31 protein-coding genes and 1 pseudogene are annotated in these 24,831 nt (G+C 64.6%); 21 read left to right on the top strand and 11 right to left on the bottom strand.

The annotated features are described in order from the left end of the window. Positions 1 to 83: 83 nt before the first annotated feature. The 4 genes from M3498_00195 (at position 84) to M3498_00180 (ending at position 2,998) form a co-directional block, all read left to right on the top strand. Positions 84 to 875, top strand: a complete 792-nt coding sequence (locus M3498_00195; protein MDQ3457715.1) for a 2-phosphosulfolactate phosphatase — start codon at positions 84 to 86, stop codon at positions 873 to 875. 6 nt (positions 876 to 881) lie between these two features. Beyond that, positions 882 to 1,628 carry a WecB/TagA/CpsF family glycosyltransferase gene (locus tag M3498_00190; protein ID MDQ3457714.1) on the top strand — a complete coding sequence of 249 codons (747 nt, stop codon included), beginning with the start codon at positions 882 to 884 and terminating at the stop codon, positions 1,626 to 1,628. A gap of 318 nt (positions 1,629 to 1,946) precedes the next feature. Then, positions 1,947 to 2,687: a type I methionyl aminopeptidase gene (gene map / locus M3498_00185; protein MDQ3457713.1), complete on the top strand. Its 741-nt coding sequence runs from the start codon at positions 1,947 to 1,949 to the stop codon at positions 2,685 to 2,687. A 23-nt stretch (positions 2,688 to 2,710) separates the two neighbouring features. Further along, a complete protein-coding gene (locus tag M3498_00180) occupies positions 2,711 to 2,998 on the top strand; it encodes a hypothetical protein (GenBank protein MDQ3457712.1) in 288 nt (95 codons plus the stop codon). A 6-nt stretch (positions 2,999 to 3,004) separates the two neighbouring features. Here M3498_00180 and M3498_00175 read toward each other — a convergent pair whose 3' ends face one another. The 3 genes from M3498_00175 to M3498_00165 form a co-directional block, all read right to left on the bottom strand. Continuing rightward, entirely contained in the window at positions 3,005 to 3,967 is a 963-nt protein-coding gene (locus M3498_00175; protein MDQ3457711.1) for an NTP transferase domain-containing protein, read from the bottom strand. Next, positions 3,964 to 4,932: a prolipoprotein diacylglyceryl transferase gene (gene lgt, locus M3498_00170; protein MDQ3457710.1), complete on the bottom strand. Its 969-nt coding sequence runs from the start codon at positions 4,930 to 4,932 to the stop codon at positions 3,964 to 3,966. Before lgt ends, M3498_00175 begins: the two co-directional genes overlap by 4 nt. 90 nt (positions 4,933 to 5,022) lie before the next feature. Beyond that, a complete protein-coding gene (locus M3498_00165; protein MDQ3457709.1) occupies positions 5,023 to 5,502 on the bottom strand; it encodes a DUF456 domain-containing protein in 480 nt (159 codons plus the stop codon). 197 nt (positions 5,503 to 5,699) lie between these two features. Here M3498_00165 and M3498_00160 point away from each other — a divergent pair, with 197 nt between their 5' ends. From M3498_00160 to M3498_00120, 9 genes and pseudogenes are all read left to right on the top strand, one after another. After that, positions 5,700 to 6,218 carry a dihydrofolate reductase family protein gene (locus M3498_00160; GenBank protein ID MDQ3457708.1) on the top strand — a complete coding sequence of 173 codons (519 nt, stop codon included), beginning with the start codon at positions 5,700 to 5,702 and terminating at the stop codon, positions 6,216 to 6,218. Between the two features lie 252 nt (positions 6,219 to 6,470). Then, entirely contained in the window at positions 6,471 to 7,211 is a 741-nt protein-coding gene (locus M3498_00155) for a class I SAM-dependent methyltransferase (GenBank protein ID MDQ3457707.1), read from the top strand. 217 nt (positions 7,212 to 7,428) lie between these two features. Further along, positions 7,429 to 7,614 carry a prevent-host-death protein gene (locus M3498_00150; protein ID MDQ3457706.1) on the top strand — a complete coding sequence of 62 codons (186 nt, stop codon included), beginning with the start codon at positions 7,429 to 7,431 and terminating at the stop codon, positions 7,612 to 7,614. Then, positions 7,583 to 7,849, top strand: coding sequence for a Txe/YoeB family addiction module toxin (locus M3498_00145; protein MDQ3457705.1), 267 nt, complete (start codon positions 7,583 to 7,585; stop codon positions 7,847 to 7,849). The genes M3498_00150 and M3498_00145 overlap by 32 nt, the downstream gene beginning before the upstream one ends. 158 nt (positions 7,850 to 8,007) lie before the next feature. Continuing rightward, complete coding sequence (locus M3498_00140; protein MDQ3457704.1) at positions 8,008 to 8,217, top strand: hypothetical protein; 210 nt, start codon at positions 8,008 to 8,010, stop codon at positions 8,215 to 8,217. 4 nt (positions 8,218 to 8,221) lie between these two features. Continuing rightward, a complete protein-coding gene (locus tag M3498_00135; protein ID MDQ3457703.1) occupies positions 8,222 to 8,521 on the top strand; it encodes a hypothetical protein in 300 nt (99 codons plus the stop codon). Positions 8,522 to 8,571: 50 nt separating this feature from the next. Continuing rightward, a complete protein-coding gene (locus tag M3498_00130; protein ID MDQ3457702.1) occupies positions 8,572 to 8,871 on the top strand; it encodes a hypothetical protein in 300 nt (99 codons plus the stop codon). 28 nt (positions 8,872 to 8,899) lie between these two features. After that, positions 8,900 to 8,992, top strand: a pseudogene (locus tag M3498_00125) (DUF433 domain-containing protein). Positions 8,993 to 9,094: 102 nt separating this feature from the next. Continuing rightward, positions 9,095 to 9,331, top strand: a complete 237-nt coding sequence (locus tag M3498_00120; protein ID MDQ3457701.1) for a DUF433 domain-containing protein — start codon at positions 9,095 to 9,097, stop codon at positions 9,329 to 9,331. A gap of 25 nt (positions 9,332 to 9,356) precedes the next feature. On the opposite strand, the gene M3498_00115 is transcribed toward M3498_00120, so the two are convergent. Then, complete coding sequence (locus tag M3498_00115) at positions 9,357 to 9,857, bottom strand: MogA/MoaB family molybdenum cofactor biosynthesis protein (GenBank protein ID MDQ3457700.1); 501 nt, start codon at positions 9,855 to 9,857, stop codon at positions 9,357 to 9,359. 87 nt (positions 9,858 to 9,944) lie between these two features. Then, complete coding sequence (locus M3498_00110) at positions 9,945 to 10,517, bottom strand: Uma2 family endonuclease (protein ID MDQ3457699.1); 573 nt, start codon at positions 10,515 to 10,517, stop codon at positions 9,945 to 9,947. Positions 10,518 to 10,757: 240 nt separating this feature from the next. On the opposite strand from M3498_00110, the gene M3498_00105 reads away from it, so the two are divergent. Both M3498_00105 and M3498_00100 read left to right on the top strand, forming a co-directional pair. After that, complete coding sequence (locus M3498_00105; protein MDQ3457698.1) at positions 10,758 to 10,910, top strand: hypothetical protein; 153 nt, start codon at positions 10,758 to 10,760, stop codon at positions 10,908 to 10,910. 80 nt (positions 10,911 to 10,990) lie between these two features. Then, positions 10,991 to 12,424: an amidase family protein gene (locus M3498_00100; GenBank protein ID MDQ3457697.1), complete on the top strand. Its 1,434-nt coding sequence runs from the start codon at positions 10,991 to 10,993 to the stop codon at positions 12,422 to 12,424. A 7-nt stretch (positions 12,425 to 12,431) separates the two neighbouring features. Here the strand turns inward: M3498_00100 and M3498_00095 are convergent, their stop codons facing one another. From M3498_00095 to dctP, 6 genes are all read right to left on the bottom strand, one after another. Beyond that, a complete protein-coding gene (locus M3498_00095) occupies positions 12,432 to 12,692 on the bottom strand; it encodes a hypothetical protein (protein MDQ3457696.1) in 261 nt (86 codons plus the stop codon). Next, positions 12,689 to 13,705, bottom strand: a complete 1,017-nt coding sequence (locus tag M3498_00090) for an alpha-ketoacid dehydrogenase subunit beta (GenBank protein MDQ3457695.1) — start codon at positions 13,703 to 13,705, stop codon at positions 12,689 to 12,691. The genes M3498_00095 and M3498_00090 overlap by 4 nt, the downstream gene beginning before the upstream one ends. After that, on the bottom strand, positions 13,705 to 14,655 hold the full coding sequence (locus M3498_00085) for a thiamine pyrophosphate-dependent dehydrogenase E1 component subunit alpha (protein MDQ3457694.1): 951 nt from the start codon (positions 14,653 to 14,655) through the stop codon (positions 13,705 to 13,707). Before M3498_00085 ends, M3498_00090 begins: the two co-directional genes overlap by 1 nt. 51 nt (positions 14,656 to 14,706) lie before the next feature. After that, the gene (locus M3498_00080) at positions 14,707 to 16,020 is read right to left on the bottom strand and encodes a TRAP transporter large permease subunit (GenBank protein MDQ3457693.1); all 1,314 of its coding nucleotides are present in this window, start codon (positions 16,018 to 16,020) and stop codon (positions 14,707 to 14,709) included. Beyond that, a complete protein-coding gene (locus M3498_00075) occupies positions 16,017 to 16,520 on the bottom strand; it encodes a TRAP transporter small permease subunit (GenBank protein MDQ3457692.1) in 504 nt (167 codons plus the stop codon). The genes M3498_00080 and M3498_00075 overlap by 4 nt, the downstream gene beginning before the upstream one ends. A gap of 238 nt (positions 16,521 to 16,758) precedes the next feature. Next, entirely contained in the window at positions 16,759 to 17,811 is a 1,053-nt protein-coding gene (gene dctP / locus M3498_00070; protein MDQ3457691.1) for a TRAP transporter substrate-binding protein DctP, read from the bottom strand. 384 nt (positions 17,812 to 18,195) lie between these two features. Between dctP and M3498_00065 the strand changes: the two genes are divergently transcribed. From M3498_00065 to M3498_00040, 6 genes are all read left to right on the top strand, one after another. Beyond that, positions 18,196 to 20,208 carry a dehydrogenase E1 component subunit alpha/beta gene (locus M3498_00065; GenBank protein ID MDQ3457690.1) on the top strand — a complete coding sequence of 671 codons (2,013 nt, stop codon included), beginning with the start codon at positions 18,196 to 18,198 and terminating at the stop codon, positions 20,206 to 20,208. After that, positions 20,205 to 21,395, top strand: a complete 1,191-nt coding sequence (locus M3498_00060) for a 2-oxo acid dehydrogenase subunit E2 (GenBank protein ID MDQ3457689.1) — start codon at positions 20,205 to 20,207, stop codon at positions 21,393 to 21,395. Before M3498_00065 ends, M3498_00060 begins: the two co-directional genes overlap by 4 nt. Beyond that, on the top strand, positions 21,379 to 22,137 hold the full coding sequence (locus M3498_00055; GenBank protein ID MDQ3457688.1) for an SDR family oxidoreductase: 759 nt from the start codon (positions 21,379 to 21,381) through the stop codon (positions 22,135 to 22,137). Before M3498_00060 ends, M3498_00055 begins: the two co-directional genes overlap by 17 nt. A gap of 115 nt (positions 22,138 to 22,252) precedes the next feature. Further along, complete coding sequence (locus M3498_00050; GenBank protein MDQ3457687.1) at positions 22,253 to 23,284, top strand: alcohol dehydrogenase catalytic domain-containing protein; 1,032 nt, start codon at positions 22,253 to 22,255, stop codon at positions 23,282 to 23,284. Positions 23,285 to 23,447: 163 nt separating this feature from the next. After that, a complete protein-coding gene (sucC, locus tag M3498_00045; GenBank protein MDQ3457686.1) occupies positions 23,448 to 24,671 on the top strand; it encodes an ADP-forming succinate--CoA ligase subunit beta in 1,224 nt (407 codons plus the stop codon). After that, a partial coding sequence (locus tag M3498_00040) for a succinate--CoA ligase subunit alpha (protein MDQ3457685.1) occupies positions 24,668 to 24,831 on the top strand: 164 nt, incomplete at its 3' end. The genes sucC and M3498_00040, both read left to right, overlap by 4 nt.

Below are 24,831 nucleotides of genomic sequence, written 5' to 3'. Positions count from 1 at the left end.
GCCATGCTAGGATGATGCCGTGCGCCCCTTCCTGGCCTTTTGGCCCCCCTCAATTCCCAAATCACCCTTAAGCGAGGTCGCGCGTGCGTCTCAAGGTTGACCTCCTACCCCAGGGGCCCTACCCCGACGTGGTCGTCCTCATCGACGTGCTCAGGACGAGCACGGTGGCGCCCATTCTCTTCGACAAGGGCCTCAGCCACCTCTACCTCTGCCCCAGCCTGCGCGCCTCGAGGGCGGTAGCGCTGAGGCACGGCCACCTGCTCTTCGGCGAGCGCGGCGGCATGCCGCCCGAGGGCTTCAACTACGGCAACTCGCCGGCGGAACTCCTCGCCGCCGTCCTAGACGCGCGCGGCGCCGTCCTGACCTCGGAAAACGCGCCGCGGACCTTGCCCGCCCTCAGCCAGGCGCGTCACCTCCTCCTGGGCTCCTTGTACAACGCCGACGCCGCCGCGGCGCGGGCGGCCGAACTCGCCCGGGAGGAGGTCGCGCTCGTCTGCTCGGGCTTTGCCGGCCACGAAGACCTCGACGACACCCTGGGCGCGGGCTTCCTGGCGGCGCGCCTCAAGCAGATCTTCCCGGAGGCGGAGCTCGCGGGCGCCGCCGCCCTGGCGATAGGCCTGCTCAAGGCCTTTCCCGACCCCCTCGAGGGCCTGTGGCAGTCACGCTCGGGCCACTACCTGCGCCGGCTCGGCTTGAGCGAGGACATCGTCGTCGCCAGCCTCGTCTCCCACTCGCAACAGGTGCCGGAACTCACCGACACTTCCGAGGAGGAGGGCTCGAGCCTCTACTGCTTCGAGGCGGGCGCGGCGGCCAGCCACCACACCGGAGGAGCACCACCCCAGCGGGCCGAACAGCTCACGGCCTCGAGCCGGTAAAACCCCGTGGCGCTCCCCGAGGTCGAGACGATGTCCGTCCTGGGCTACCGCCTCGCCGCGCTCGGCCTGGACGGGGCCGCCGCCTGGTGTCTGGCGGCGGTGAGGGACGCCGAACCCAAGCTGCTGGTCACCTTAAACCCCGAGATCATCGTCTCCGCGCGAGGCGACCCGGCGCTCGAGGCGGCCCTTCAGTCGGCCGAGCTCACCGTGGCCGACGGTGTCGGCGTGCTCTGGGCGGCCAAGCAGTTCGGCGTCTTGCTGCCGGAGCGGGTGCCTGGCGTCGAGCTCACGGCGGAGGTCCTGCGGCGCGGTGGGGACGCGCTCAGGGTCTACTTCCTGGGCGCCAAGCCGGGCGTCGCCGCGAGGGCCGCGAGGGCCGCCGCGGCGCGCTTCGGCACCCGGACCGCGGGCGTACAGCACGGCTACTTCAAGCCGGACGAGGTCCCGGAGGTCGTCCACGCGGTGGCGGCGAGCGGCGCGAATCTCCTCTTGGCCGGGCTCGGCGAGGGCCAGGAACGCTTTTTGCACGGGCACCGTGAGGCTATGGGCGTCGCCCTCATGATCGGGGTAGGCGGCTCCCTGGACGTCTTGGCGGGCGAGGTCAGGCGCACCCCGTCCTGGACGCGGCGGCTCGGCGTGGAGTGGGCCTGGCGCGTCGGGCTCGACCGCAAGCGCTGGCACAGGTTTCCGCGGCTGCTGCGGTTCGTGAAGCTGGTGAGGCGGGAAAAGGCCGCGGTCCGACGACACTCCTAGCCTCGTCCTGTTGCCGTTATGCTCCTCTGTCCGCTCTCGAGCCGGACTGGCGGCACCTCCTCCTCGGCCTTTTCCCGCCGTCTTAGTGCTCTCGCACAAATAAGTTGTTCAAGAGGATTCATTTTGTCTGTCTGTAAAGGCCATCTCGCCCTGCCAATTCAACAACTTATTCACCAGAGGGCCCTTACCTTCATCAAGGCCGCCACGGTCATCACCCTGATATCACTCACGAACATCGCTCATGTCAGCGCCAGATTGGCACCCTGCGCTTAAACCTACACGTGGAGTCTTGCAGTACGATAAGCCTCGGAGGCTGCCATGTCGATCACCTCAGAAGCCGAGCTCGAGGGCATGAAGCGTGCCGGAGCCGTTGTCGCCGAAGCCCTGAAGACCATGAAGGCCGCGGTCGCGCCCGGCGTCACGCCCGCGGACCTCGACCGCCTCTGCGGCGAGGTCTTCGCCCGCCGCGGCGCCGTCAGCGCCCCGCGGCTCGTCTACGGCGCACCCATCAACGCCTTTGTGTCCGTCAACGACGCCGTCGTGCACGGGCTGCCGACGGAGTGCCCGCTACAGCCGGGCGACGTGGTCAAGCTCGATGTGACGCCTTTTCTTCAGGGCTTTATCGCCGACGCCGCCGTCACCGTGGTCGTGCCGCCGGCCTCGAGCGTAGCAGAGCGGCTCGTCGCCTGCGCCGAGGCCGCCTTTTGGGCCGCCATGCGAGTCGCGCGCGCGGGGCGCCCCCTTCAGCTCATCGGGCGCGCGGTCGAGGGCGAGGTGAGGCGCCGGGGCTTCAGCGTGGTGCGCGAGCTCGCCGGGCACGGCGTCGGCCGCGCCATTCACGAAAGGCCCGAGGTGCTCAACTTTTGCCGCTCGAGCGACCGCACCCTCCTCACGGACGGTCTTGTCCTCGCCGTCGAGCCGATGGTCGCGGCCGGCAGGGGAGGCGTGACCACGCGCGGCGACGGCTGGACGATCGGCACACGCGACGGCAGCCTCAGCGCGCACTTCGAGCACACCGTCGTCATCACGCGGGGCAAGCCGCTGATCCTGACGGCCTGAAGCTCGAGCCTTGCGACAGGCCGGTGCTCTTCTTCCAGAACATGGCGCACCACTTGAGCGGCTTGAAGCGCGGCTTCTTGCAGGACCTTGCCAACGTCCTCCTGACCCACGACGCCAGGGAGGGGCCGCCCTCGCTCGTCAAACAGCTTCCCCAACCGGCCTTCGATACCGGCCTCCGGAAACAGGTGGAGGTTCTCGATCTCGCCGCTGGCGCCAAGCCCTGGTGCTCGACACCAGGGAGCGGCTCGAGCCTCTCCTGGACGCGTGCCTGCGCTCTACGAGCGGCTGAGCGAACCTGCGATCAGGGTTGACCGGCGTTAAAAGGTCTGCCCCTCCGCCTGCGTAAAGGGGGCGACCCAGGCATCCTCACGCACCGTACAGTCGCTGAGCACCGCGTAGGGTCCCAGCACCGCGCCGCGCCTCACCACCGTCTCGCCGCGCAGGACCACGCCGGGATGGAGCACCACGTCGGGCTCAAGCCGTACCGTGTCGTCGATGAAGGTCTGCTCCGGCGCGACCATCGTCACCCCCTCCCGCAGCCAGCGCCCGCGGACCCGGTCGCGCAGGAGGCGGTCTATGACCGCGAGCTGCGCCCGGTCGTTGACGGCCAGCGCCTCGCTGGGCTCTTTCATGAGCACGGCCTGAACGCTCTTGCCCTCCCCCAGATAGAGATGGGCGAGGTCGGTGATGTAGTACTCACCGGAAGCGTTGCTGTTCGAGAGCCGCTCGCCCAGCCTGAACACTTCGCGGTCGAAGACGAAAAAGCCGGGGTTGATCTCCCCGATGCGCCTCTCCTCTTCGCTGGCGTCCTTCTCCTCGACGATAGCCCGGACGCTGCCGTCGCCCTCGCGGACGATCCGACCGAGGCCCTCGGGGTCGCCAACCTCGGCCGTGAGCATGGTCATGCCCGCGCCACTCGCCCGGTGGTGCTCGAGGAGAGCCCCAAGCGTCTCGGCCCTCACCAGCGGCCCGTCCATGTTGAGGACCATCACCGCCTCCGCCTTGTCCTCTAAAAGCGCGCGCGTCTGCATGAGCGCGTGGCCGGTGCCTAGTTGCTCTCTTTGCAGGACGAAGTCGAAGTCCGGATTCGGAAAGCGCGCTCGGACCCTCTCGGCGCCGTGCCCGATGATGACGGCCAAGTGCTCAGGGTCCAGAGCGCGGGCCACGCGGACGACGTGCTCGAGCAGCGTCCTGCCCGCCGCCTCGTGCAGGGCCTTGGGCAGGGCCGACTTCATGCGCGTGCCCTGCCCTGCCGCCAGGATGACGACGGCCAGGCTCAACGCGCCCGCTTTCTAACCAGCGCCCGCTTCTGCTCGTTGTGCCCCGCCTCGGGGTCGAGCATGAGCAGCATGTAGAGCGCCAGGAAGATGATGGGAACGCTGAAGAGCTGGGTGACGGTAAAGAGGCCGATGCCTGGCTCGCTGAGTCCCGAGGCCAGGTAGGCGTTCCAGGCCAGCGGGTTGTTGCGGAAGGGCTCCTCGATCACGAAGCGCAGGACCGAGTACCAGAGGATGAACTGCCAGAAGACGTAACCGGGCGTAAGGCTGCGCCGGAGCGCCCAGAGGACGATGAAGAGCGCGATGAAGCCGACCATAAAGCCGTAGAACTGGGTGAGGTGCACGGGCCCGCGGACGACGAGGTCCGCCGGACAAGACCAGGGCGGGAGATGGAGGCCGTTGCCGCCCAGCTCGGTGCAGACGCCGGGAAAGCCCGCCCACAGGTTGTCGCCGAAGATAAAGCGACCGACGGCGCCGAAGGTGTCGGTGCCGGGTTGGGGCCAGGTGAAGCCGATGGGCCAGTTCGTCAGGCGGCCGTCGGTATCCGAGCCATTCATGAAGTTGCCCAGCCGCCCGCCCATGATGCCGAGCGCCGCGGCGGGCATCATCACGTCGGCGTAGGCCCACATGTTGACCCGGTTGATACGCGCGTAGATCCACAGCGCCAGCAGGGCGCCCAGGACCGCGCCGTGAAAGGAGAGCCCGCCCTGCCAGATGTAAAGGGCCGAGAGCGGATCGCCGCCAGGGCCGAAGAAGGAGCCCGGACTGGTCAAGACGTAAACCAGCCTCGCCCCGACGATGCCCGCGATGACGAGATACAGCACCATGTCCATGAGCTTGTCGGGGTCGAGACCCCTCTGGGTTGCCAGCCTGGCCGCCCACCAGGTACCGATAAACACGCCCAGGGCGATGAAAAATCCGTACCAGCGGATCTCCAAGGGCCCCAGGCCGATCATGACCGGATCCATCCAACCTCCCGATAGGCCGGGGCGTCCGCTCCGGCCCGCGCCGAAGAGCGCGTTCGCCCTAAGATAACAGAAACGCGCGTGAGTTCGCGCTTAAAAGAGCCGCGGGATGACTATGGCGCCCATCGCGATGACGATAAGGACCTTGACGACCACCCCCCCCAGGGTGCCGAGCAGCGTCCCCCAGCCCGCCCGCACCGCCTCCTCGGCGCTGCGGCGGTTCAGCAGCTCGGCCGCGACCGCGCCGACGAGCGCCCCCGGCAGAAAGCCGAAGGGCGGCAAGACGATGACACCGACGATCGAGCCGATCACCCCGCCCCAGACGCCCGCCCGGCTCGCCCCGTAGCGCCGCGCCCCGACGATACCCGCGACGTAGTCCAGAACCTGGGCAAAGAGCGCCAGGACGACCACCCAGACCACCCCGGAAACGCCGAGCCGTTCGAAGCCCGTCATGAAGCCGTAGATAATCGCGCCCACGGCGATGAGCGGGGTGCTGGGCACGACCGGCACGATGACACCGACGAGCCCGAGAAGGTAGAGCACGAGAAAGATGACCGCGGCGAGGATGTCCACGGGATAAGCGTATAGAATGAAGATTAGATGCTGCGTCGCTTGCAACTCTGTATAGCGGCAAAGTCACCCTTTTGGGGCGTTATACCGCAGGGTGCGGCATAACTTCTAGTTAGAATGCACGAGCTGAGCGCTATTCATTGGCGTTACATGCTATATCCGCGTGAGAGGGCCATAGGGAAACGAGAGGAAAGGGGCAGATGAGACGGATTCGGTATCAGGTCGCGTGTAGCCTAGACGGCTTTATCGCTGGACCAGATGATGACTTTGGCTGGCTCACTCCAGAACCCTCATTCGATTTCGACGAACTCTACGCCCAGTTCGATACGCTGCTCATGGGGCGGCGCACGTACGAGATCGTCCGTGCCGCAGGTGAGGACTTTCGCGGGAAAGAGGTTCTTGTTGCCTCGCAGACGCTCCAACCGGAACGCCATCCCGAGATTGAGGTAGTCAGTGACGGGCTTGAGAAGCGAATCGGCGAGCTTCGCAGCCAATCAGGCGGCGATATCTGGCTCTATGGCGGTGGCGAGCTTTTCTCGCAGGTCCTCGCTTGGGGTCTTGTCGATACCGTCGAGCCGGCCATCATTCCGATCCTCTTGGGCGATGGCATTCGGTTTCTTCCCTCGCCTGCGGTGCGGCGACGATTGATGCTTGTCCGCCACCGGGTGTATCCCAGTGGAATGGTCCTCCTTGAGTACGATGTCCAGAAGGACGGGTGAACCCGTGGCACGAAGGCACAGACGAGCCCGACTGCTCAGTTTGGGAGCATCGGATCGCGGCGTATCGTGTGCATTCTAACAAGGCGCTGAAGTGGACGAACCCGCGGCCATGTGTTCCGCACTTGGCAGGTCTTTGCGCCTGCGGGTTCGCCACTTAGCTTGGGTTCGTTGGGCAGCTTGTTAAATGCTTGAATGCTGTTACGTGACGTGTGCTGTACCGTATCCTTCAGTGGAGTCCATGAAGGAACCGACATGAAGCTTGATCGGCACTACGTGGACCCGCGCCTGGTGGATCTGTACGACCTCGAGAACACCCGCGGCGCCGACACCGACTTCTACCTCCGTCTCGCGGCAGACCTTGGTGCCCGCACTATCCTCGACCTGGGGTGCGGGACCGGTCTGCTGACCCGCGAGCTGGCGGTCGATGATCGCCTAGTGGTCGGTGTCGACCCTGCCCCCGCGATGCTGGCGTTCGCCCGCCGGCAGCCGGGCGCCGATCGGGTGCAGTGGGTCGAAGGCGACTCCGGCGCCCTGGGGACACCACAGGCCGACCTGGTGATCATGACCGGCAACGTGGCCCAGGTGTTCCTCGAGGACACCGAGTGGGCCACCACCCTACGCGCCATCCACGCCACCTTGCGGCCTGGCGGCTACCTCGCCTTCGAGAGCCGCAACCCCGACGACCGGGCGTGGGAACGGTGGAACCGTGAGACCACGTACGAGCGGTTTGGCTCGCCTCATGGGCCGATGGAGTGCTGGCTGGAGCTGGTCAGCGTAGGTAATGGCCGAGTCCGCCTCGAGGGCCACAACATCTTCGCCGCCACCGGTGGGGTCGTGGTCGCGAGCAGCGAGCTGCGCTTTCGCAGCCTGGCAGAGCTGACCGATTCCCTGACCAACGCCGAATTCACCGTCGAGCACGTGTACGGCGACTGGAATGGTGGGCCGGTTGTCAGCACCAGCCGGGTCATGGTATTTATCGCGCGTCGCGACTGAGCAGGTCATGCCGCTCTGTTCGACCCTGGTCATCCTGACCGCCGTCCAACAACTCCAATGCTTCTCCTGCGTGACATGACGCGGTACTATCGTCGTGGCTGCCGCTCAGCTCAGCCGTTGTGCTGGTGCGCGCGGCTTGGCTGCGTGCCCAACAGCTATTTGATAAAATGAAAGGTGATAACGGAGGTTGAAATGGCAACTCGAGCACAAGTCCACTATGTATCCGATGAAAGGCAAGCCCGTGGGTGTTATCGTGCCTATCGAACTTTGGCGTGAAATCGAGTCGGAAAGAGAAACGGCCTACTTGTTAAAAAGCGAGACGATGAAGAAACGTCTCTTGGAGGCCAAAGAGCGAACCGGAGGCATTTCACTTGAAGAAGCCCGCACGCAGCTTGGAATTTGACCCAGCCGGTTTTGAAGATTTAGCGTGGTGGGCGCAAAACGACCGCAAGAAGGCTCTGCGCCTCAGCAGATTGATCCAAGAAACACAAGAAAATCCGTTTGGTGGCATCGGCAAACCTGAGCCACTCAAGCACGAGCTGTCAGGATGTTGGTCAAAAAGGATTGATGACGAGCATCGTCTTGTTTATCAGGTTCTGGAGGACAAAATCAGAATCTTTTGTCGCTACCATTACTGAATAGCGGCAAAGGCAACCGACACCGGCACAACAAGGCGTTGCACCCGACCACCCACAGCTTCGCTCGTTCCTCGCTCCGCTTCCTGCGGCGGGTGAGCTTGGTCGTTGGGCCGCTAGTTGGCGAAACCACGGCCAATTGCCAGTGCTATACTCTAAACATGGAAGCGAGAAAGACGGATAAGCCCCTGACCTTGGATACCGAAACCGAAGTGACCGCCGCAGAGGCCGCCGACCTCAAGGCCGCGATTCAGCAGCTGTTCGAAGAGATGGAACAGGTAGATGCACGCATCGAAAGCAATCAAGCAGACATCGAGAAGCTGAGGGCGGAGACGCGAGCGATGCTGGCCGAACTCTGGACAGCGGCTTGAGGCAATGTGGCGACAGCTCTACGATTACGCTCGGCAACTTCTGACGCTGAAGCATCAGACGGACAAGAACACTGAGGAGATTAAAGAGATACGTCAGGAGCTAAAGGAACTGACGGCGGCGGTTCAGCGGCTGGCCTACGAAGTTCATAGTCTGGACGAGGTTTTGGTGCGTGAACGCGAGAACCAAGCGCACGAGCGGGAAAAGATGGCGCTTCGCCTGGAGAATACGTTGCTTCGGTTCGAGCGTCGATTGCCATCCACACTGACGGGCAGCTATGACGACAAAACGTCAGAAAAGGAGTGATGGCTGGAGCGGCCCAACGTTAGCCGGTAAGAGGAGGTCGCCATATTCCCATGACTCTTCATGAGCTCCAAGTCGATGGAACATCCCAGCGGGACCTCGGAGTAGCCATCGAGGAGGCTGCTCGAGCCCTGGGTCTGGTGACCACGCAAGTTACCACGCTCGCCAAGTATCCCGGCTCCGTCCATTGGCATTTCAAGCGCGGCAGGGAGCGAGGCACGTTGGAAGCGACCTACTGGCCTGAGCAAAACCGGGCCTGGCTGTCCTACCGCTCCGGGCGCGAAGCGAACTGGATGACACCGACCGTTCAGCAGTTTGGGAGACTGGTCGAGGCTGCGGTGGGCCGGATATAGCTGGGCGTCTGGGTTTAGTATCAGCACCATGAACTACAAGGACATCATCACCATCGAGTCCGGCAAGCGAGGTGAAAAGCCCTGCATCAGGGGAATGCGCATCACGGTCTACAACGTGCTCGAGGTGCCGCACTGGTCTCATGCACGAGTTGGCTTGGCCGTTAGGTGATACAGGTCGATTTCGACGCTTGTTTTCTTTAGTTGGCGACAGTAGAGTAATGGCGTGAGCAAAGACGCCAGCGAACTCTTAAAGCGTATTACCATCAACCCCGAGCAGTGTGGGGGTCGCCCCTGTATAAGGGGGATGCGTATCCGCGTGATCGATGTGCTCGACTTGCTCGCAGCCGGCCTGACACGGGAGCAGGTGCTTGAAGAACTTCCCGATCTGGAAACTGGAGACATCACTGCGGCGCTTATGTTCGCCTCACGCAGGCTGGACCACCCCGTGCTTGCTGCGTGACCTTTGGAACTTACACTGTTATAGCCTACTGATGCCAGTCCTCCGGCGCCTCGCGCAGCTCGCCGGTAATGGTGTCGACCGCGTGCGGCAGGACGCTCAGAATGGCCTCGAGCGACTCCCGCGCCCCCTTGGGGCTGCCCGGCAGGTTGACGATCAGCGTCTTGCCGCGGACGCCGCAGACCGCGCGGCTCAGCGCGGCCTTGGGGTTCTTCTGCACGCCCGCGAAGCGCATGAGTTCGGCGAGGCCGGGAACCTCGCGCTCGAGCACCTCGCGCGTCGCCTCCGGGGTGCGGTCGCGCAGAGCCAGGCCCGTCCCGCCGGTGGTCAGGATGAGGTCGATGTGGCCGCCGTCGGCCCAGAGCCGGAGTTTGGCGCGGATCATCGCCTGCTCGTCGGGCACGATGTGGTAGTCGCGTTCGGCAAAGGGGCCGCTCTCCAGGAGGGCGCGAATCTCGCCCACCGAGGTGTCCGTCCGCTCGCCCCTCGAACCCTTGTCGCTCACCGTCAAAATGGCCGTGCGAATCACAAGCCAAGCATACTCGAAAGGAGCGCTTTCGGTGACAGGCCACGGCCGAGGCGCCTGCGGCCGCTGGTGACAAAGGCGAAGGCGGCTTTAGGGCAGGGTGACCTTGTCGTAGACCTCGCTCAGCTTTAGAGCGCAGCCGAGAGAAGCCACTTCGACCACGGCGTCGGGCGAACGCAGGTCCGTAAGCAACCAGCGTCCGTCCTCTTGCCTGAGGTACTGTTCGACTCTGCCCTCGTCCTGTGCGACGAGCAGGTACTCCGCAAGCGAAGCAACCGTCCGGTAGTAGCCGAACTTCTTGCCGCGGTCATAGGCTTCGGTGGACTCGGAGAGCACTTCGACGATCACGGTGGGGTTGAGCAGCGTGTCGACGGCCTCGTCCTCGAACCGCGGCTCGCCGCAGACGACCACCACGTCGGGATAGGTATAGAGATCGGTCGCGGGAACCCTCACCCGCATGTCGCTCGGGTAGAGCTCGCAGGGTTTTCCCTTGAGCTGCTGTCTCAGCTCGCCCGTGATGTTGGCAACAATAAGGTTGTGCTTTCTGCTCGCTCCGGTCATGGGCATCATCTCGCCGTCAAGATACTCGCTCTTGTGTTCGGCCCCGCGCTCGAGCAGCAGATACGCTTCGGGCGTCAGCAGGGTTTTGGCTTGGCTGGACATAGGCGTCTCCAAAGGTCTCGAGCTCATCTTACCGCACCACGAAGCCTTGGCGCGTCATGTCTCTCCTCGGGGCTTTTGCGCCCCTGCGCCGAGCCAAGACGGTTGTACCGCCCTCTGCTCCGGCACTTGGCTAAGAGAACGAAATCGCGGTAGGCTAGGACGGTTTCAGGAAGCAGGATGCCGCAGTGCGACACGAAAGTCCGACCTAAACAGACGGTTCAACGCAGACGGAGGGTTCACTTGAAAATTCACGAGTATCAGGCCAAGGAGCTTATGAAGGCGCGCGGCATCGCCGTGCCCGAAGGGAAAGTAGCGACCACGGTAGCGGAGGCCGTCGCGGCGGTGCGCCCGCTCACCCAAGCGACCGGCAACAAGTGCGAATCATGCCCTTAGCATACTGTAGGATAGGGCTTTCGGTAGCCAAGAACGCCAAGTCCGCGTCCGGGAGGCGGCGCGTCAGGTAGAATCGAGAGATGAATGAGCTCTGCGACCTGAGTGCCACCAAACTGCGGCGGCTCATCGGCGCCAAGCTTATCTCGCCGGTCGAGTTGCTCGAGTCCTGCGTCAAGCGCATCGAGGCCGTAAATCCGGGACTGAATGCGCTAATTGCCACCTGCACCGACCGCGCCAGGGTAGAGGCCAGGGCAGCAGAGCAGGCCGTCATGCGGGGCGAAACGCTTGGCACCCTGCACGGCCTGCCTATCGGCATCAAGGACCTCAACGAGACCGAGGGCTTGCGGACCACTTGGGGCTCACCTCTCTACGCCGACTACGTGCCCGAGCAAGACGAGCGCATGGTGGCAGCGTTGCGCCGGGCCGGGGCCATTGTCGTCGGCAAGACGAACGTCCCCGAGTTCGGTGCGGGCGCCAACACCGTCAATTCGGTCTACGGCCCGACCGGCAATCCCTTTGACCCGGCGCGCAGCTGTGGCGGCTCCTCGGGCGGCTCGGCGGTGGCGCTTGCAACCTCGATGCTTCCGCTCTGCACCGGCTCGGATACCGGCGGCAGCCTGCGCATCCCGGCGGCCTTCTGCGGGGTCGTCGGCTTTCGCCCCTCGCCCGGCTTGGTGCCAAGCGAAAGGCGGCCCCTCGGCTGGTCGCCGCTGACCGTCGAGGGGCCGATGGCGCGGGCCGTCGAGGACGCGCTGCTGCTCTTGTCGGCGCAGGTATCGGACGACCACCGCGACCCGCTGGCCGGCCCCGCCAGCCCAGCCGGCTTTGCCACCATCAGCCCGGTCGACCTGTCAGGTCTGCGCGTCGCCGTGTCGGAGGATCTCGGCTTTGCGCCTATCGAACGCCGGATTCGCGAGACCTTTGCTGAGCGTGTCGCTCTCTTCAGATCCGCCTTCAAGAGCTGTGCGCCGCGCAACCCCGACATGCGAGGCGCCACCGAAGCGTTTGCCGCCACGCGCGCCCTCGAGTTCCTGGCCGCGCACGGCGAGCGCTACCGCGAGCAGCGCGACAAGCTCGGGGCCAACATCGTCGCCAACGTCGAGCAGGGCCTGGCCATGTCCGCCACCGACGTAGCCCGCGGCCACAGCGAGCAGACACGAATCTACCGCGCCTTTCAAGACTTTTTCGAGGATGTCGACCTGCTCATCTGCCCGACCGTCTCGGTGCCGCCTTTTCCGCTCGAAGAGCTTTACGTCAGTCGCATCGACGGCGCCGAGCTCGAGACCTACTTCGATTGGCTGGCACCAACCTATGCGCTCACCCTGACCGGGCATCCCTGCGTCTCCATTCCCTGTGGGCTTGAGCCGACCGGCACCCCCTTCGCCCTGCAGCTTTGCGGGCCGGCTGGCGCCGACAAGTTCGTGCTCGACGCAGCGCACGCGCTCGAGCAGGTGCTCGAGCGGGACCCGCGCACCGCCCGGCCCCGGCCCGACCTCGAGCGCCTCAAAGGTTAGCTTCGCCCTAAACCTCGAGCGGCTCGTCAGGACTGTCGCTCAGGTAGCCCAGGACCGCGCCAACGGGATACGGCTTGCCCACCTCCGCCACCACCGCACGCAGGTAGCCCGCCTCCGTCGCCTGGACCGTGCTCGAGGCCTTGTCGGTCTCGACCTCGAGCAGGTCCTCGCCAGGCTCTATCCTGCTGCCGACGCTCACCGCAAAGCCCACAAAGGTGCCCTCCTCCATGGTCAGACCAAGCTGAGGCATGACGACCGGGCGGATCACCCGAGAACCTCCCGGATGGCTGCGGTAATGTCGTCCACCTGCGGAATCACGAAGGCCTCCAGGGGCGGCGAGAAGGGGATAGGCACGTGCTTGGCTCCCACCCGCGCCACGGCTGCCTCGAGCCTGTCGAAGAGGCGCTCGTGGAGCGTCGCGGCGACTTCCGCGCCAAGCCCCAAGAAGCGCCAGGCCTCGTGGGCGACCACCGCGCGGCCGGTCTTGGCGACCGAGGCCGTCACCGTCTCCCAGTCGAGCGGGTTCAGGCTGCGCAGGTCGACGACCTCGACCTCGACGCCCTCCTGCGCCAGCGCGTCGGCCGCCTTGAGCGACTTCTGCAGGGTCAGCGAATAGCTGATGACCGTCACGTCGCAGCCCTCTCGGCTGAGGGCCGCCTTGCCCAGCGGCACGAGGTACTCACCCTCGGGCACCTCGCCCTTTACCGTATACATGGCCTTGTGCTCGAGGTAGAGGACCGGGTCGTCCGAGCGGATGGCCGTTTTGAGCAGGCCCTTGGCGTCAGCCGGGTTCGAGGGCGCCACCACGCGCAGGCCCGGAAGGTGCAGGTAGAGCGCCTCGAGCGACTGCGAGTGCTGCGCCGCCGCCGAGCGAACCGCACCGTCGGGCATGCGGATGACCAGGGGTACCTTGAGCTGCCCGCCCGACATGTAGCGGATCTTGGCGATCTGCGAGGCCAGTTCGTCCATCGCCACCAGGGCAAAGTCGGAAAAGTGCATGTCGAAGACCGGGCGCGCCCCGGCGAGCGCAGCGCCGAGAGCCGTGCCGACCAGGACCGACTCGGAGATAGGCGTGTCGCGCACGCGCTCCAGGCCATACTTATCGGGCAAGCCCTTGAACTGCCCGAAGATACCGCCCTGGCGCGCGATGTCCTCGCCCATGAGAAAGACGCTCTCGTCGCGGGCCATCTCCTCGTCCATCGCCTCCAGGGTCGCCTGGGCGAGGTTGATGACCCTCGACTTCACACCCGTCGTCTGGGTGTCCGTCGTCCTCGCCTCCATCACGGCGCCTCCGCGTACAGGTCGGTGAGCGCCGAGGCAGGCTCGGGGAGGGGCGCCGCCGCGGCCGCCTGGGCCGCGGCCTCCACCCGCGCGCGCTCCTCGGCTTCGATCTCCTGAAGCTCCGTCTCGGCCACGCCGCCCTCGAGCAGCCTGGCGCGACAGCGCGCGATGGGGTCGGCAGCCTGAGCGCTCTTCACCTCGTCGCGCGTCCTGTACTTCTCGGGATCACCGATGTAGTGCCCCTTGATCCGGTAGGTGACGGCCTCGAGCAAGCCCGGCCCTGCGCCCGCCCGCGCGTGCGACATGAGCGTTCCGGCCGCCTCCGAGACAGCCCCGACGTTGTTGCCGTCAACCCGCGCAACCTCCATCCCGTAGCCCCGGGCAAAGTCGGCGGTGGAGCGGTAGGCATGCGTGTCGTCATAGGGTGTGGTCGAGGCGTAGCCGTTTTGCTCGACCACGAAGAGGACCGGGAGCGACCAGACCTGTGCCAGATTCAGGCTTTCGTGGAAGGTGCCGCGGTTGGTCGCGCCGTCACCGAAAAAGGCCACGGCGACACCGTCGCGGCCCGCCAGCTTGGTCGCCAGGGCGGCGCCGGCGGCGATGGCAAGGCCCGCCGCCACCACGCCGTTGGCCCCCAGCATCCCCACCGAATAGTCGAAGATGTGCATCGAGCCGCCCTTGCCGCGGCATGCCCCCGCCGCCCGGCCGAAGAGCTCCAAAAACATCGACTCGACCGGCATACCCTTGGCGATGGCGTGGCCGTGGCCGCGGTGCGTCGAGGTGATGTAGTCGCTGCGCCTGAGCTGCGAACAGACGCCCACCGCCACGGCCTCCTGGCCTATCGACAGGTGCACGAAGCCCGGCAGCTTGCCGGCCAGAAAGAGCGTCTCGGCCTTCTCCTCGAAAGCGCGGATGCGCACCATCGTCCGGTACGCGTTCAGGTCGTTCATCTTGAAGCTCCCTTGAAAACAAAAAGAGGTGCCGCCTGCGCGTCAGAGCCCCTAGGTGCGGTTGGGCAGCCACAGCAAGAGCTGCGGGTAGGCGACGCACAAAAAGAGCACTACAGCCTGAAGTAAGACGAAGGGAATGACGCCCCGGTAGATGGAGGTCGTTTTCACTTCGGGCGGGGCGACGCCCTTGACGAAAAAGATGGAGTAGGCAAAGGGCGGAGTCAAAAACGACATCTGCAAATTCACCGCCACGAGCAGCGTGAAGTAGAGCGGGTCGAAACCAAGCTGCGCGGCGATCGGTGTGAAGATAGGAATGACGATAAAGAGTATGCCAATCCAGTCCAAGACCATCCCTAGGGCAAAGACGAGTAGCATGATGAGCGCGAGAATGGCCCACCTGCTCAGGCCCATATCCATGACAAAGCTGCTGATCACCCTGCCCCCACCCATGAAGAGGAAGACGGCGGTGAACATGGCGGCGCCGATAATCACGAAGAAGACCATGGAAGATACCTGCACGGTATCGAGAACCGCATCCTTGAGCGCTTCAAGGCTCAGGCTGCGGTAGAGGGCGGCGATGAGGCCAGCGCCGAGTACACCGACCGCCGAGGCCTCGGTGGGGGTGGCGATGCCCAGCAGGATCGAGCCCAGGACGGCCATGAGCAAAGCCAGGATAGGCAGCAGGTACAAAAAAGCCTTGAGCAGGAGCTGCCCCTTGTCGCTCACCCTCTCCTCGAGCGGAATGGCCGGCCCCGCCGACGGCTGTAGCCAGCACTTCACAACCACGTAGACGAGATAGAAAAACGCCAGGAGGAGGCCGGGCATGATCGCACCGGCAAAGAGGCTGGCTACGGAAACGCCGACCATCGGCCCGAGGATGACGAGCATCACGCTCGGCGGGATGAGGATGCCAAGCGTCCCGCCGGCGCAGACGACCCCCGTCGCCAGGCCGTGGTCGTAGCCCCTGCGGATCATGGTGGGCAGCGCCATCAGAGCCATGGTCGTCACCGAAGCCGCGATGATGCCCGTGCCGGCCGCGAAGATGGTGCTGATGATGATGGTGGTTATCGCAAGCCCACCGCGGATCGGCCCGAAGAGCTCGTACATGGTGCTGAAGAGCTTGTCGGCGGCGCCGCTCTTGGTGAGCAGGTTGCCCATCAGCACGAAAAGTGGCACGGCGATGAGGACCTCGTTTTGCATGACCCCGAAAATGCTCTGCATGAAGAGCGCCAAGATGGTCTGCCCGCGAAAGACGAAGCCGAAGACCACGGCCAAAAACATCATGGCAAAGGCAAGTCGAATGCCGCTGAGCACCATCACGATGAGCGCTGCAAGCATGACGATAGCGAGCGCTTCCGAACTCACGACGCTTCTCCCCTGGCAAGATAGTTTAGCCGCCTTATGAGCACGATGAAACCCTGCACGCCGAGGAGCACGAAGGCGATGGGAATGAGCGTCTTGATGGGGGCGGCGGGAAAGCGCCAGAGTGTGGTCGACAGGAACTCGCCGCTAGCCCACGACCTCGAGGCGTACTGCACACCCTGCCAAGCCAGCACGTACATGATCGGGCAGAACATCACCGCGAAAAACAGCGCTTCGACAAAGGCCTGCCACCTGGGGGGCAAGAGCCGAAAGAGGATGTCCACGCGGACGTGTCTGTCGTGCATCAGGGTGTAGCCGCCACCGAGCAAGAACATGACGCTGAAGAGCATCCAGGATACGTCATAGCCCCAGATGGGCGGGGAGTGAAAGACGTAGCGCATGACCACCTGATAGATCACCACCGCCGTCAGCGGAAGGGCGACCCAGGCGCCGAGAATCCCGAGCTTTTCGATGATCCACTCGACAGACTTGAACACTTTCATCACGGCGGGCTCCAGGACACAATTCCAGTAACTAAACCAAGTGCCTTATCAAGCGCCGCTTTTGCGCTTGATAAGTGCGCATGCTCCGAGCGCAGCGAGAACGGGGTTCGCGCATACCCTCAAACCCATTCAAGTTTGCGACACTTTGAAGGGCAGTTGCCATAAGGTCCAGGGAAACAGCAACTTCCCTGGACAAGGCGAACTCCGAAACGCTCAAACGATCGCTCCCACGAGAGCGCTACCTCTCGAGGTTGAACCTGCTGAAGTTGTAGTAGGGGCTATACGACTCGAGGAAGTCCTTTTGCGACTGCCAGACCCTCCCGAAGAAGGCGTCTCGGGCGGACTCGCGCTCGAGGATGCCAAGCGCCAACTCGTGAGCTCTGGTCTGCTCCTCCGGAGAGAGTTTCTGGATGACCGTTCCGTACTCCTCGATCCGCCCGAAAGCCTCGATGGACTCCATCCACGCTCCCACATAGCCTTCCATGGTAGCGGCGAGAGCAGCAGCCTCGACGATGGCCTTGAGGTCGTCGGGGAGTTCCTCCCACCTGTCCCGGTTGATAGCCAGCTGGAACATGTTGGGGCCCATGTGGATGGGCGGACCTACAAGGTACTGGGCCACTTCGTGAAGGCCGACGCCGTAATCCATCCCCGGGTCGGCGAACTCAGCGGCGTCGACGACGCCCCGCTGCAGGGCCGGGATGGTGTCGCCGGCGCTCAAGGTCATCGCCGAAGCGCCGAGCTCCTGCAACAGCTCCATGCCCAAGCCGGCTCCACGGACCGTGAGGCCTCTGAAATCATCTAGGGATTCGATGGGCCTATTCGTCCAGATTCCCGATTCGGGTGGAGTCAAGCCGAGCGGAAAGACCACGATGGGAAGGTCCCCATACATCTCCTGCTGCAATTCCTTTCCACCACCGCCGTACATCCATAACAGGAGTTCGTGGAACTCCGTAACGCCCCCAGGCAAGGTGTAAAAGAGGTCCCCAGCAGGAAACTCGCCCTTCTGCCAGGCCGGGGTGTTGAGTCCCGCGTCGAGGACGCCGTCACGAACAGATTCAAACACGCCCGCGGCAGGGACCACTTCTCCGGCACCGTGGACCTGGATTGTCAACCTGCCGTTGCTCATCGCCTCGACCTTTTCGGCCCAGAGTACCAGCGAGTTCTCGGTAAGAGGCAGGTTGAGCGGGAACACACTCTGGACGATCCAGTTAAACTGTTGGTCCTGGGCAAACCCCCCACTCGTCAGGCTTAGGCAGAGGACAAGACTCAGCGAAAACAAGCCCCTTTTCATCTCGATCTCCTTTCGAACACAGCGTCTCGGCATATGCATGCAAAACCAGGTTTGCGGAACAATATTCTCGCACGTCACCGGCAGCCTATGCTGCCTCCTATTGTTGATGCCGTTACCATCAGCGGCCTATCACCTCATCCCTTCAGACGCCACCGTTTACGTTTCCACTTACTCGCCAGCCTACCTATAAAGTCTTGGGCGTGTCAATACTGGCTCAGCTTTCCAAGCGTCCTCCGGCTCCACGAAACCCGTTTGGCCGCTTTCCAGCGAGGTGAGACGCGCTCATTGACGAGCCAAGGTTTCAGGAAGTATGCTCGCTTCAACAATCGGATTCGGTGCATAGATGCATAGAAATGTGTTTGTCGAAGAGGAGGGCCACACACGATGGTGACGTCCCACGAGCTTGGCCGAAACGAGCTGGCGCTTCGGGCTTACGAAAAGATGAGCGAGATTCGAGCCTTCGAGGAGGAGGTGGCCCGTCAGTTTCGCAAGGGCGCCTTTCCACGCCACGCCCACACCTATCAGGGGCAGGAAGCTGTCGCGGTAGGCGCCTGCTTTGCACTTGACGAGAGCGACCTCATCACCAGCACGCATAGAGGCCACGGGCACCTGCTCGCCAAAGGCGGCGACCTCCGGCGAACCATGGCGGAGTTTGCCGGCAGAGCCGACGGTTACTGTCAAGGCAAGGGTGGTGAGATGCACGTGATCGACCTGAGTATCGGCATGCTCGGGGCAATCAGCATCGTCGGAGGCGGCATTCCCTTGGCCGTCGGCAGCGGCCTGGCGAGTCAGATCACGGATGACGGCCGGGTGACGGTCTGCTTTTTTGGCGACGGCGCCGCCAACCAGGGCACCTTTCACGAAGGTCTCAACATGGCGGCCGCCATGAAGCTCGGTGTGGTCTTCGTCTGCGAGAACAATCAGTACGCCATGACGGTGCGCTCGAGCGCCGTGACCTCGGTGCCGCAGCTTGCCGAGCGCGCGCGGGCCTACGGCATTCCCGGCCACCACGTGGACGGCAACGACTTTTGGGAGGTCCACCGGGCCGCCGGCGAAGCCGTGGCGCGCGCCCGCGCCGGCGAGGGCCCGAGCCTGATCGTCTGCGACACCTTTCGCCTGGACGCCCACGCCACCGTTTTCCCGCCCAGCATGCATCCGGCCCCCAAAGACGAAGTCGAGGCCTGGAGGCGCCGTGACCCCCTGCACAGGCTGCGCGAGGACCTCATCGCTAAGGAACTCCTGACGGACGGAGACGAGGAGGCGCTGCAAGAGCGGGTGCGAGGCAGGGTCGAGGGAGCAGTCCAGTTCGCGCTGGCCTCGCCCTGGCCCGAAGCCAGCGAGGCCACCACGGGCGTCTTCGCACCTGCCTACACCCCCCGGCAAGCTCCTGAGCCCGGCGAGAGGGAAATAACCCTGGTGACCGCGCTCAACGAGGCACTCCGGGAGGAGATGGCCGACGACGCGCGCGTCATCTGCCTGGGCGAGGACGTGGAGCTTCTGGGCGGTCTATACGGCGTCACCCGCGGGCTCGCCGCGCAGTTTGGGGGCCGGGTCAGGGACACGCCCATCTCGGAAAACACCTTTACCGGCGCGGGCGTCGGCGCGGCCGTGCGCGGTTGCCGGGCGGTAGTCGAACTGATGTACGTGGACTTCACCACGCTGGCCATGGACCAGATCGTCAACCTCGGCGCCAAGCTGCACTACATGACGGGCGGCCAGGTCAAGGTGCCCCTCGTCGTTCGCACCGCGACGGGGGCGGGCGGGGGTGGCAGCGCTACCCATTCGCAGAGCTTGGAGGCCTGGTTCTACCACGCGCCCGGCGTCAAGGTGGTCATGCCGTCGACGCCCTACGACGCCAAGGGTTTGCTCAAGACGGCGATTCGTGACGACAACCCGGTCTTGTTCCTCGAGCACAAGCGCCTCTACCAGACGAAGGGTCCTGTACCCGAAGGTGACTACGCCGTCCCCTTCGGCGAGGCTGCGGTTCGCCGCCGGGGCGCGGACGTGACGGTGGTCGCCACCGGAGCCATGGTGCAAGAGGCGCTCGAGGCGGCCGAGGTGCTCTCAGAGGAATCCGGTATCGAGCTCGAGGTCATCGACCCGCGCACGATCGTGCCGCTCGACCTGGACACCATCTTGGACTCCGTCAGGAAGACCCGCAAGGCGGTCGTCTTCAACGAGGCGCCCCGGCAGGGTTCTTTTGCCGCAGACCTGGCCGCCCAGATCGGTCAGGTCGCCTTCGACTGGCTCGACGCGCCCGTCCTTGCCATCGGCATGCCGCACGTGCCCATTCCCTTCTCGCCCGCCCTGGAAACGCCCCTCATCCCTGACGCCGCGCGGCTCGTCTCCGAGGTGAGGGGGCTGCTCGGCGAGGAGGCGGGGAGCGCGGCAGCATGACGGAGCTGACGATGCCGAGCTACGGCATCTCCGAGGCCGGCGGGCTCGTCCTCAAGTGGCTCAGGGCGGAAGGCGAGCGTGTCGAGAAGGGCGAGCCGCTCGTGGAGGTCGAGAGCGAAAAGGCGGCCGTCGAGCTCGAGGCGCCGGCCGCGGGCGTCTTGGCACGGATCGTCGTCCAAGAGGGCACACAGGTCGATGTCGGGGAAACGCTGGCGCTGATCGCCGAGGAGGGCTCGAGCCCTCCCGCCAAGGACGCCCGCAGCGGAGCAGAAACCACCGCGCCCCACACGGCCATTCCCTCTGCCACCACTTCCTCTGCCGCCGGACCTGGCGACCCGCAGCGCGCCGAGCCCTCGCTCAAGGCCGCGCCCAGCGCCAGACGCCTCGCCCGCGACCACGGGGTCGACCTCCACACGGTAAAGGGCACCGGGCCGCAAGGGCGCATCGTCTATCGGGACGTACAGGCCGCTCTCGAGGCCACCGAGATCGGCACGGCGCAGCCGAGCCCGGCAGAAAGCGCGCGGGAGGAGCTGACGCCGACGCGGCGCGTCATCGCCCAGCGCATGGCGGAGAGCGCGCGGACCGTGCCGCATTTTTACGTGAGCATCGACGTAGACGCCAGCGGCATGCTGGCCGCAGTGGCGGAACTCGGAGAGTCTGGAGAGAAGCCGTCGCTCACCGCGCTTCTCGTCAGGCTCGTCACGGACGTGCTGGAGCGCTGGCCGCGCCTCAACGCCTCTTGGCGGGAGAGTCACATCGACGTTCATCCCTCCGTTCACATGGGTGTGGCGGTGGCCACCGGGCGAGGGGTGCTCGTCCCCGTCATCAAGAATGTGAACGGCAAGACGGTCACGGAGATCGACCGGGAGCTGCGGGCGCTGGCCTCGCGGGCGAGGGAGGGGCGGCTCGGCCTGGCGGACGTCTCCGGCGGCACCTTTACCGTGACCAACCTCGGCATGTACGGGGTCCGGCAATTCAACCCCATCATCAATCCGCCGCAGTGCGCCATCCTGGCGATCGGCGCGGTGTCCCAGCGCCCCTTCGCAGGTGAGGGCTGCCTTGGCGTCAGGCCCGAGATGACCCTGACCTTGGCAGCCGACCACCGGGTCGTCGACGGCGCCGAAGCCGCAGCGTTCCTGAACGCGCTGCGCGAAAGGGTCGAGGAGCACGATGACGGCCGACTTTAACGGCCTCGACTTCAGGGGCAAGGTAGCGGTCATCACCGGAGCCGGCCAGGGCATCGGCCGGGCCATCGCCCTGACCTTTGCCAGGGCCGGCGCGAAGGTCATGCTCTTCGACTACCAAGAGGCGCAAGCGCTCGAACGCGAGCTCGAGGGCCATGAGGCGGCGGCGTTCAAGGTCGACGTAACGGACACGCAAGGCGTCCAGGAAGCCACTGCGCAGGTGATGCAAGCTTTCGGCCGCATCGACATTCTCGTCAATAACGCCGGCGTCATCTCCTCCAAACCCTTTACCGAGTGCTCCGAGAAAGACTGGGATCAGGTTCTAGACGTCAACTTGAAGGGCGTCTTCAACACCTGTCACGCCGTCTTCCCCATCATGATGGCCCAGCGCTACGGCAAGATCGTCAACGTCGCCTCGATCGCGGGCAAGCGAGGCGGAGGCGTCTTCGGCAACACCGTCTACGCGGCCTCCAAAGGCGGGGTCATCGCCCTCACCAAGGGGCTGGCTCGAGAAGGTGGGCCCTACGGCATCAATGTCAACGCCGTCTGCCCCGGGCCGACCAACACAGTCATGCTCAAGGATTTTGGCGGCGAAAGGCGGGAGAACTTCTTGAAATCCATTCCGCTGAGGCGATTTTCGGAACCCGAAGACATCGCTGGGATGGTCCTCTTTCTGGCTTCCGAGCTGGCGCGGCAGGTGACGGGCGAGATCAGCGATGTCGACGGGGGCATCATGATGGACTGAATGATGGACTGAATGATGGGCTGAGCACGACGGGAAACCTAGTGACACCTAGTGACTGTGCGTGACTGTGCCATCTTCACCTTCTTCAACAAAGGAGCGTGCATCGACCGTGGAGATGAGAGCCGTCGTCAAGCATCGCGCGGGATTTGGGGCCCGGCTCGAACATCTGCCCGTGCCCGAGCCGGGCGAAGGAGAGGTGCTCGTCAAGGTCAAGGCCGCCTCCATCTGCGGCACCGACCTTCACCTGTACGCCTGGAACGCCTGGGCGCAAGCTACCGTAGAGCGTGTGCCCTTCATCATGGGCCACGAGTTCTCGGGCGAAGTCGTCAAAGCCGGCCCGGGGGTCAGCGAAGTCGTCCCCGGCGACTACGTAGCGGGTGAAACGCATATTCCCTGCGGATCTTGCTATCAGTGCGACAATGGCCTCCAGCACATCTGCAAGAACCTGCTTCTCTTCGGCATCCACCGTGACGGCTGCTTTGCCGACTACACCCTCATCCCTGCGCTCTGCGCCCGCCGACTCCCACGAGCCATTCCGCCCGAAATCGGCGCCATGATGGAACCGCTTGGCACCTCACTGCGCGCCGCTCAGCAGGCGGGCGTCAGTGGAAACGTCGCGGTGGTCATCGGCTGCGGGCCGATAGGGCTGGGAATCATCGCAGCCGCCAAGGCGATGGGCGCAGCGACGATCGTCGCCCTGGACATAGCGGAGGAGCGGCTTGCCCTTGCCACCACGCTCGGGGCGACGGACGTGCTCAACCCCAGCACGAAGAGCACGGTCGCAGAGATTATGGCGATGACGGATGGGGTCGGCGCCGACGCCGTCATCGACGCCTCGGGGAGCGTAGAGGCCATACGCGACGGCTTTCGCTACCTGCGCAAGGGGGGCAGGGTCGTTCTGGTCGGCCTCCCCTCCAGGCCCCTCGAGCTCGACCTGGGCGCCGACGTGGTGTTCAAGGAGGCGACCGTCATAGGGGTCCATGGACGGGAGATGTTCAAGACCTGGACGACCACCGAAAACATGCTGCTCCGAGGCCTTCTCGACGTCAGGCCCATCATCTCGCACACCCTGCCGCTAGAGCGCTTCGAAGAGGGTGTTGCCCTCCTCATGGACGGGAAGAGCAGCAAGGTGATGTTGCTTCCTTAGGTCTTGATCGGAAGGCTCGAGCCGGAGCGAGACCGTTCCTGATCCCATGTGTACTAGGCTCGGCGGACGCGCTTGGCGGCCAACGCCAAATCGCGGTAGGCTAGGGCAGTTTCAACACGCCTGCAAGACAGGTTGCCTCGAGATCAGCAGACGGAGGGTTCACTTGAAGATTCACGAGTATCAGGCCAAGGAGCTTATGAAGGCTCGCGGCATCGCCGTGCCCGAAGGGAAAGTAGCGACCACGGTAGCGGAGGCCGCCAGTGCGGTGCGCCCGCTCATAGAGGCGACCGGCAACAAGGTCGTCGTCGTCAAGTCGCAGATCCACGCGGGCGGCCGCGGCAAGGGCCGCTTCAAGGAGCATCCCAGCCTCGCCGGCGTCAACGTGGTCTTAGACGGGCTCGAGGAGGGCGTTCCCGCCGCCGAGGCCAAGGTGCGCGAGCTGGCCGAAAAGATGCTCGGCTCGACCCTGGTGACCGTTCAGACGGGCGAGGAGGGCAAGGAGGTCAACCGGCTCTACGTCGAGCAGGGCATCAACATCGGCCGCGAACTCTACCTGGGCGTGGTCTTGGACCGCGGCATGGGCCGCAGCGTGATGATGGCCTCGACCGAGGGCGGCACCGAGATCGAGGAGGTCGCCGAGCACAGCCCCGAGAAGATCCTCCGCGAGGTTATAGACCCCGCCGTCGGCCTGACCAACTTCCAGGCGGCCCGCCTCGCCTTCGGCCTGGGCCTGTCGGGCGAGGCCTTCAAGAACGGCGTTAAGTTCATAAAGGCGCTGGCTTCGCTTGCTAGCGAGCTCGACACCGACATGATCGAGATCAACCCCTTGGTGGTGACCAAGGACGGCGGGGTGATGGCCTTGGACGGCAAAATGAGCTTCGACGCCAACGCCCTCTACCGCCACCCGGACATCGCCGCCATGCGCGACGAGTCCGAGGAGGACGCCGCCGAGCTCGAGGCCAGCGAGCACGACCTCTCCTTTATCTCCTTGGACGGCAGCATCGGCTGCATGGTGAACGGCGCAGGCCTGGCAATGTCGACGATGGACATCATCAAGCACGTGGGCGGCGAGCCCGCCAACTTTCTCGACGTAGGCGGCGGCGCCACCGCCGAAAAGGTCACCGCGGCCTTCAAGATCATCACCAAGGACCCCCAGGTCAGGGGCATCTTCGTCAACATCTTCGGCGGCATCATGAAGTGCGACACCATCGCCAACGGCGTGCTCGAGGCGGTCAAGGAGGTCGGCCTCGAGGTGCCGCTGGTGGTCCGGCTCGAGGGCACCAACGTCGAGCTGGGCAAGAGGATCATCGACGAGTCGGGGTTGAACGTCGTGAGCGCCAGCGACATGTTGGACGGCGCGCAGAAGATCGTGGAGTTGGCACAGTGAGCATCCTCGTAGGCAAGGACACCAGGCTGATCGTGCAGGGCCTCGGCGGCGCGGGCCAGTTCCACACCGACAAGGCCATCGCCTACGGCACCGAGGTCGTCGGCGCGGTGCGCCCCGGCAAGGGCGGCCAGACCGTGCGCTTCGAGGGTGAGACCGATCA

The organism is Deinococcota bacterium (assembly GCA_030858465.1).
Lineage (GTDB): Bacteria > Deinococcota > Deinococci > Deinococcales > Trueperaceae > JALZLY01.
Note: the sequence above shows the minus strand (reverse complement) of the source record. Positions and strands in the feature narration are given on the sequence as shown.

Bases quoted from the DNA above. Each gene is read 5' to 3' on its own strand.
- map (MDQ3457713.1), top strand. From the start codon at position 1,947: ATGTCGATCACCTCAGAAGCCGAGCTCGAGGGCATGAAGCGTGCCGGA.
- lgt (MDQ3457710.1), bottom strand. From the start codon at position 4,932: ATGGATCCGGTCATGATCGGCCTGGGGCCCTTGGAGATCCGCTGGTAC.
- M3498_00160 (MDQ3457708.1), top strand. From the start codon at position 5,700: ATGAGACGGATTCGGTATCAGGTCGCGTGTAGCCTAGACGGCTTTATC.
- M3498_00155 (MDQ3457707.1), top strand. From the start codon at position 6,471: ATGAAGCTTGATCGGCACTACGTGGACCCGCGCCTGGTGGATCTGTAC.
- M3498_00150 (MDQ3457706.1), top strand. From the start codon at position 7,429: ATGTATCCGATGAAAGGCAAGCCCGTGGGTGTTATCGTGCCTATCGAA.
- M3498_00140 (MDQ3457704.1), top strand. From the start codon at position 8,008: ATGGAAGCGAGAAAGACGGATAAGCCCCTGACCTTGGATACCGAAACC.
- M3498_00135 (MDQ3457703.1), top strand. From the start codon at position 8,222: ATGTGGCGACAGCTCTACGATTACGCTCGGCAACTTCTGACGCTGAAG.
- M3498_00130 (MDQ3457702.1), top strand. From the start codon at position 8,572: ATGACTCTTCATGAGCTCCAAGTCGATGGAACATCCCAGCGGGACCTC.
- M3498_00110 (MDQ3457699.1), bottom strand. From the start codon at position 10,517: ATGTCCAGCCAAGCCAAAACCCTGCTGACGCCCGAAGCGTATCTGCTG.
- M3498_00100 (MDQ3457697.1), top strand. From the start codon at position 10,991: ATGAATGAGCTCTGCGACCTGAGTGCCACCAAACTGCGGCGGCTCATC.
- M3498_00090 (MDQ3457695.1), bottom strand. From the start codon at position 13,705: ATGGAGGCGAGGACGACGGACACCCAGACGACGGGTGTGAAGTCGAGG.
- M3498_00085 (MDQ3457694.1), bottom strand. From the start codon at position 14,655: ATGAACGACCTGAACGCGTACCGGACGATGGTGCGCATCCGCGCTTTC.
- M3498_00075 (MDQ3457692.1), bottom strand. From the start codon at position 16,520: ATGAAAGTGTTCAAGTCTGTCGAGTGGATCATCGAAAAGCTCGGGATT.
- dctP (MDQ3457691.1), bottom strand. From the start codon at position 17,811: ATGAAAAGGGGCTTGTTTTCGCTGAGTCTTGTCCTCTGCCTAAGCCTG.
- M3498_00065 (MDQ3457690.1), top strand. From the start codon at position 18,196: ATGGTGACGTCCCACGAGCTTGGCCGAAACGAGCTGGCGCTTCGGGCT.
- M3498_00060 (MDQ3457689.1), top strand. From the start codon at position 20,205: ATGACGGAGCTGACGATGCCGAGCTACGGCATCTCCGAGGCCGGCGGG.
- M3498_00055 (MDQ3457688.1), top strand. From the start codon at position 21,379: ATGACGGCCGACTTTAACGGCCTCGACTTCAGGGGCAAGGTAGCGGTC.
- M3498_00050 (MDQ3457687.1), top strand. From the start codon at position 22,253: ATGAGAGCCGTCGTCAAGCATCGCGCGGGATTTGGGGCCCGGCTCGAA.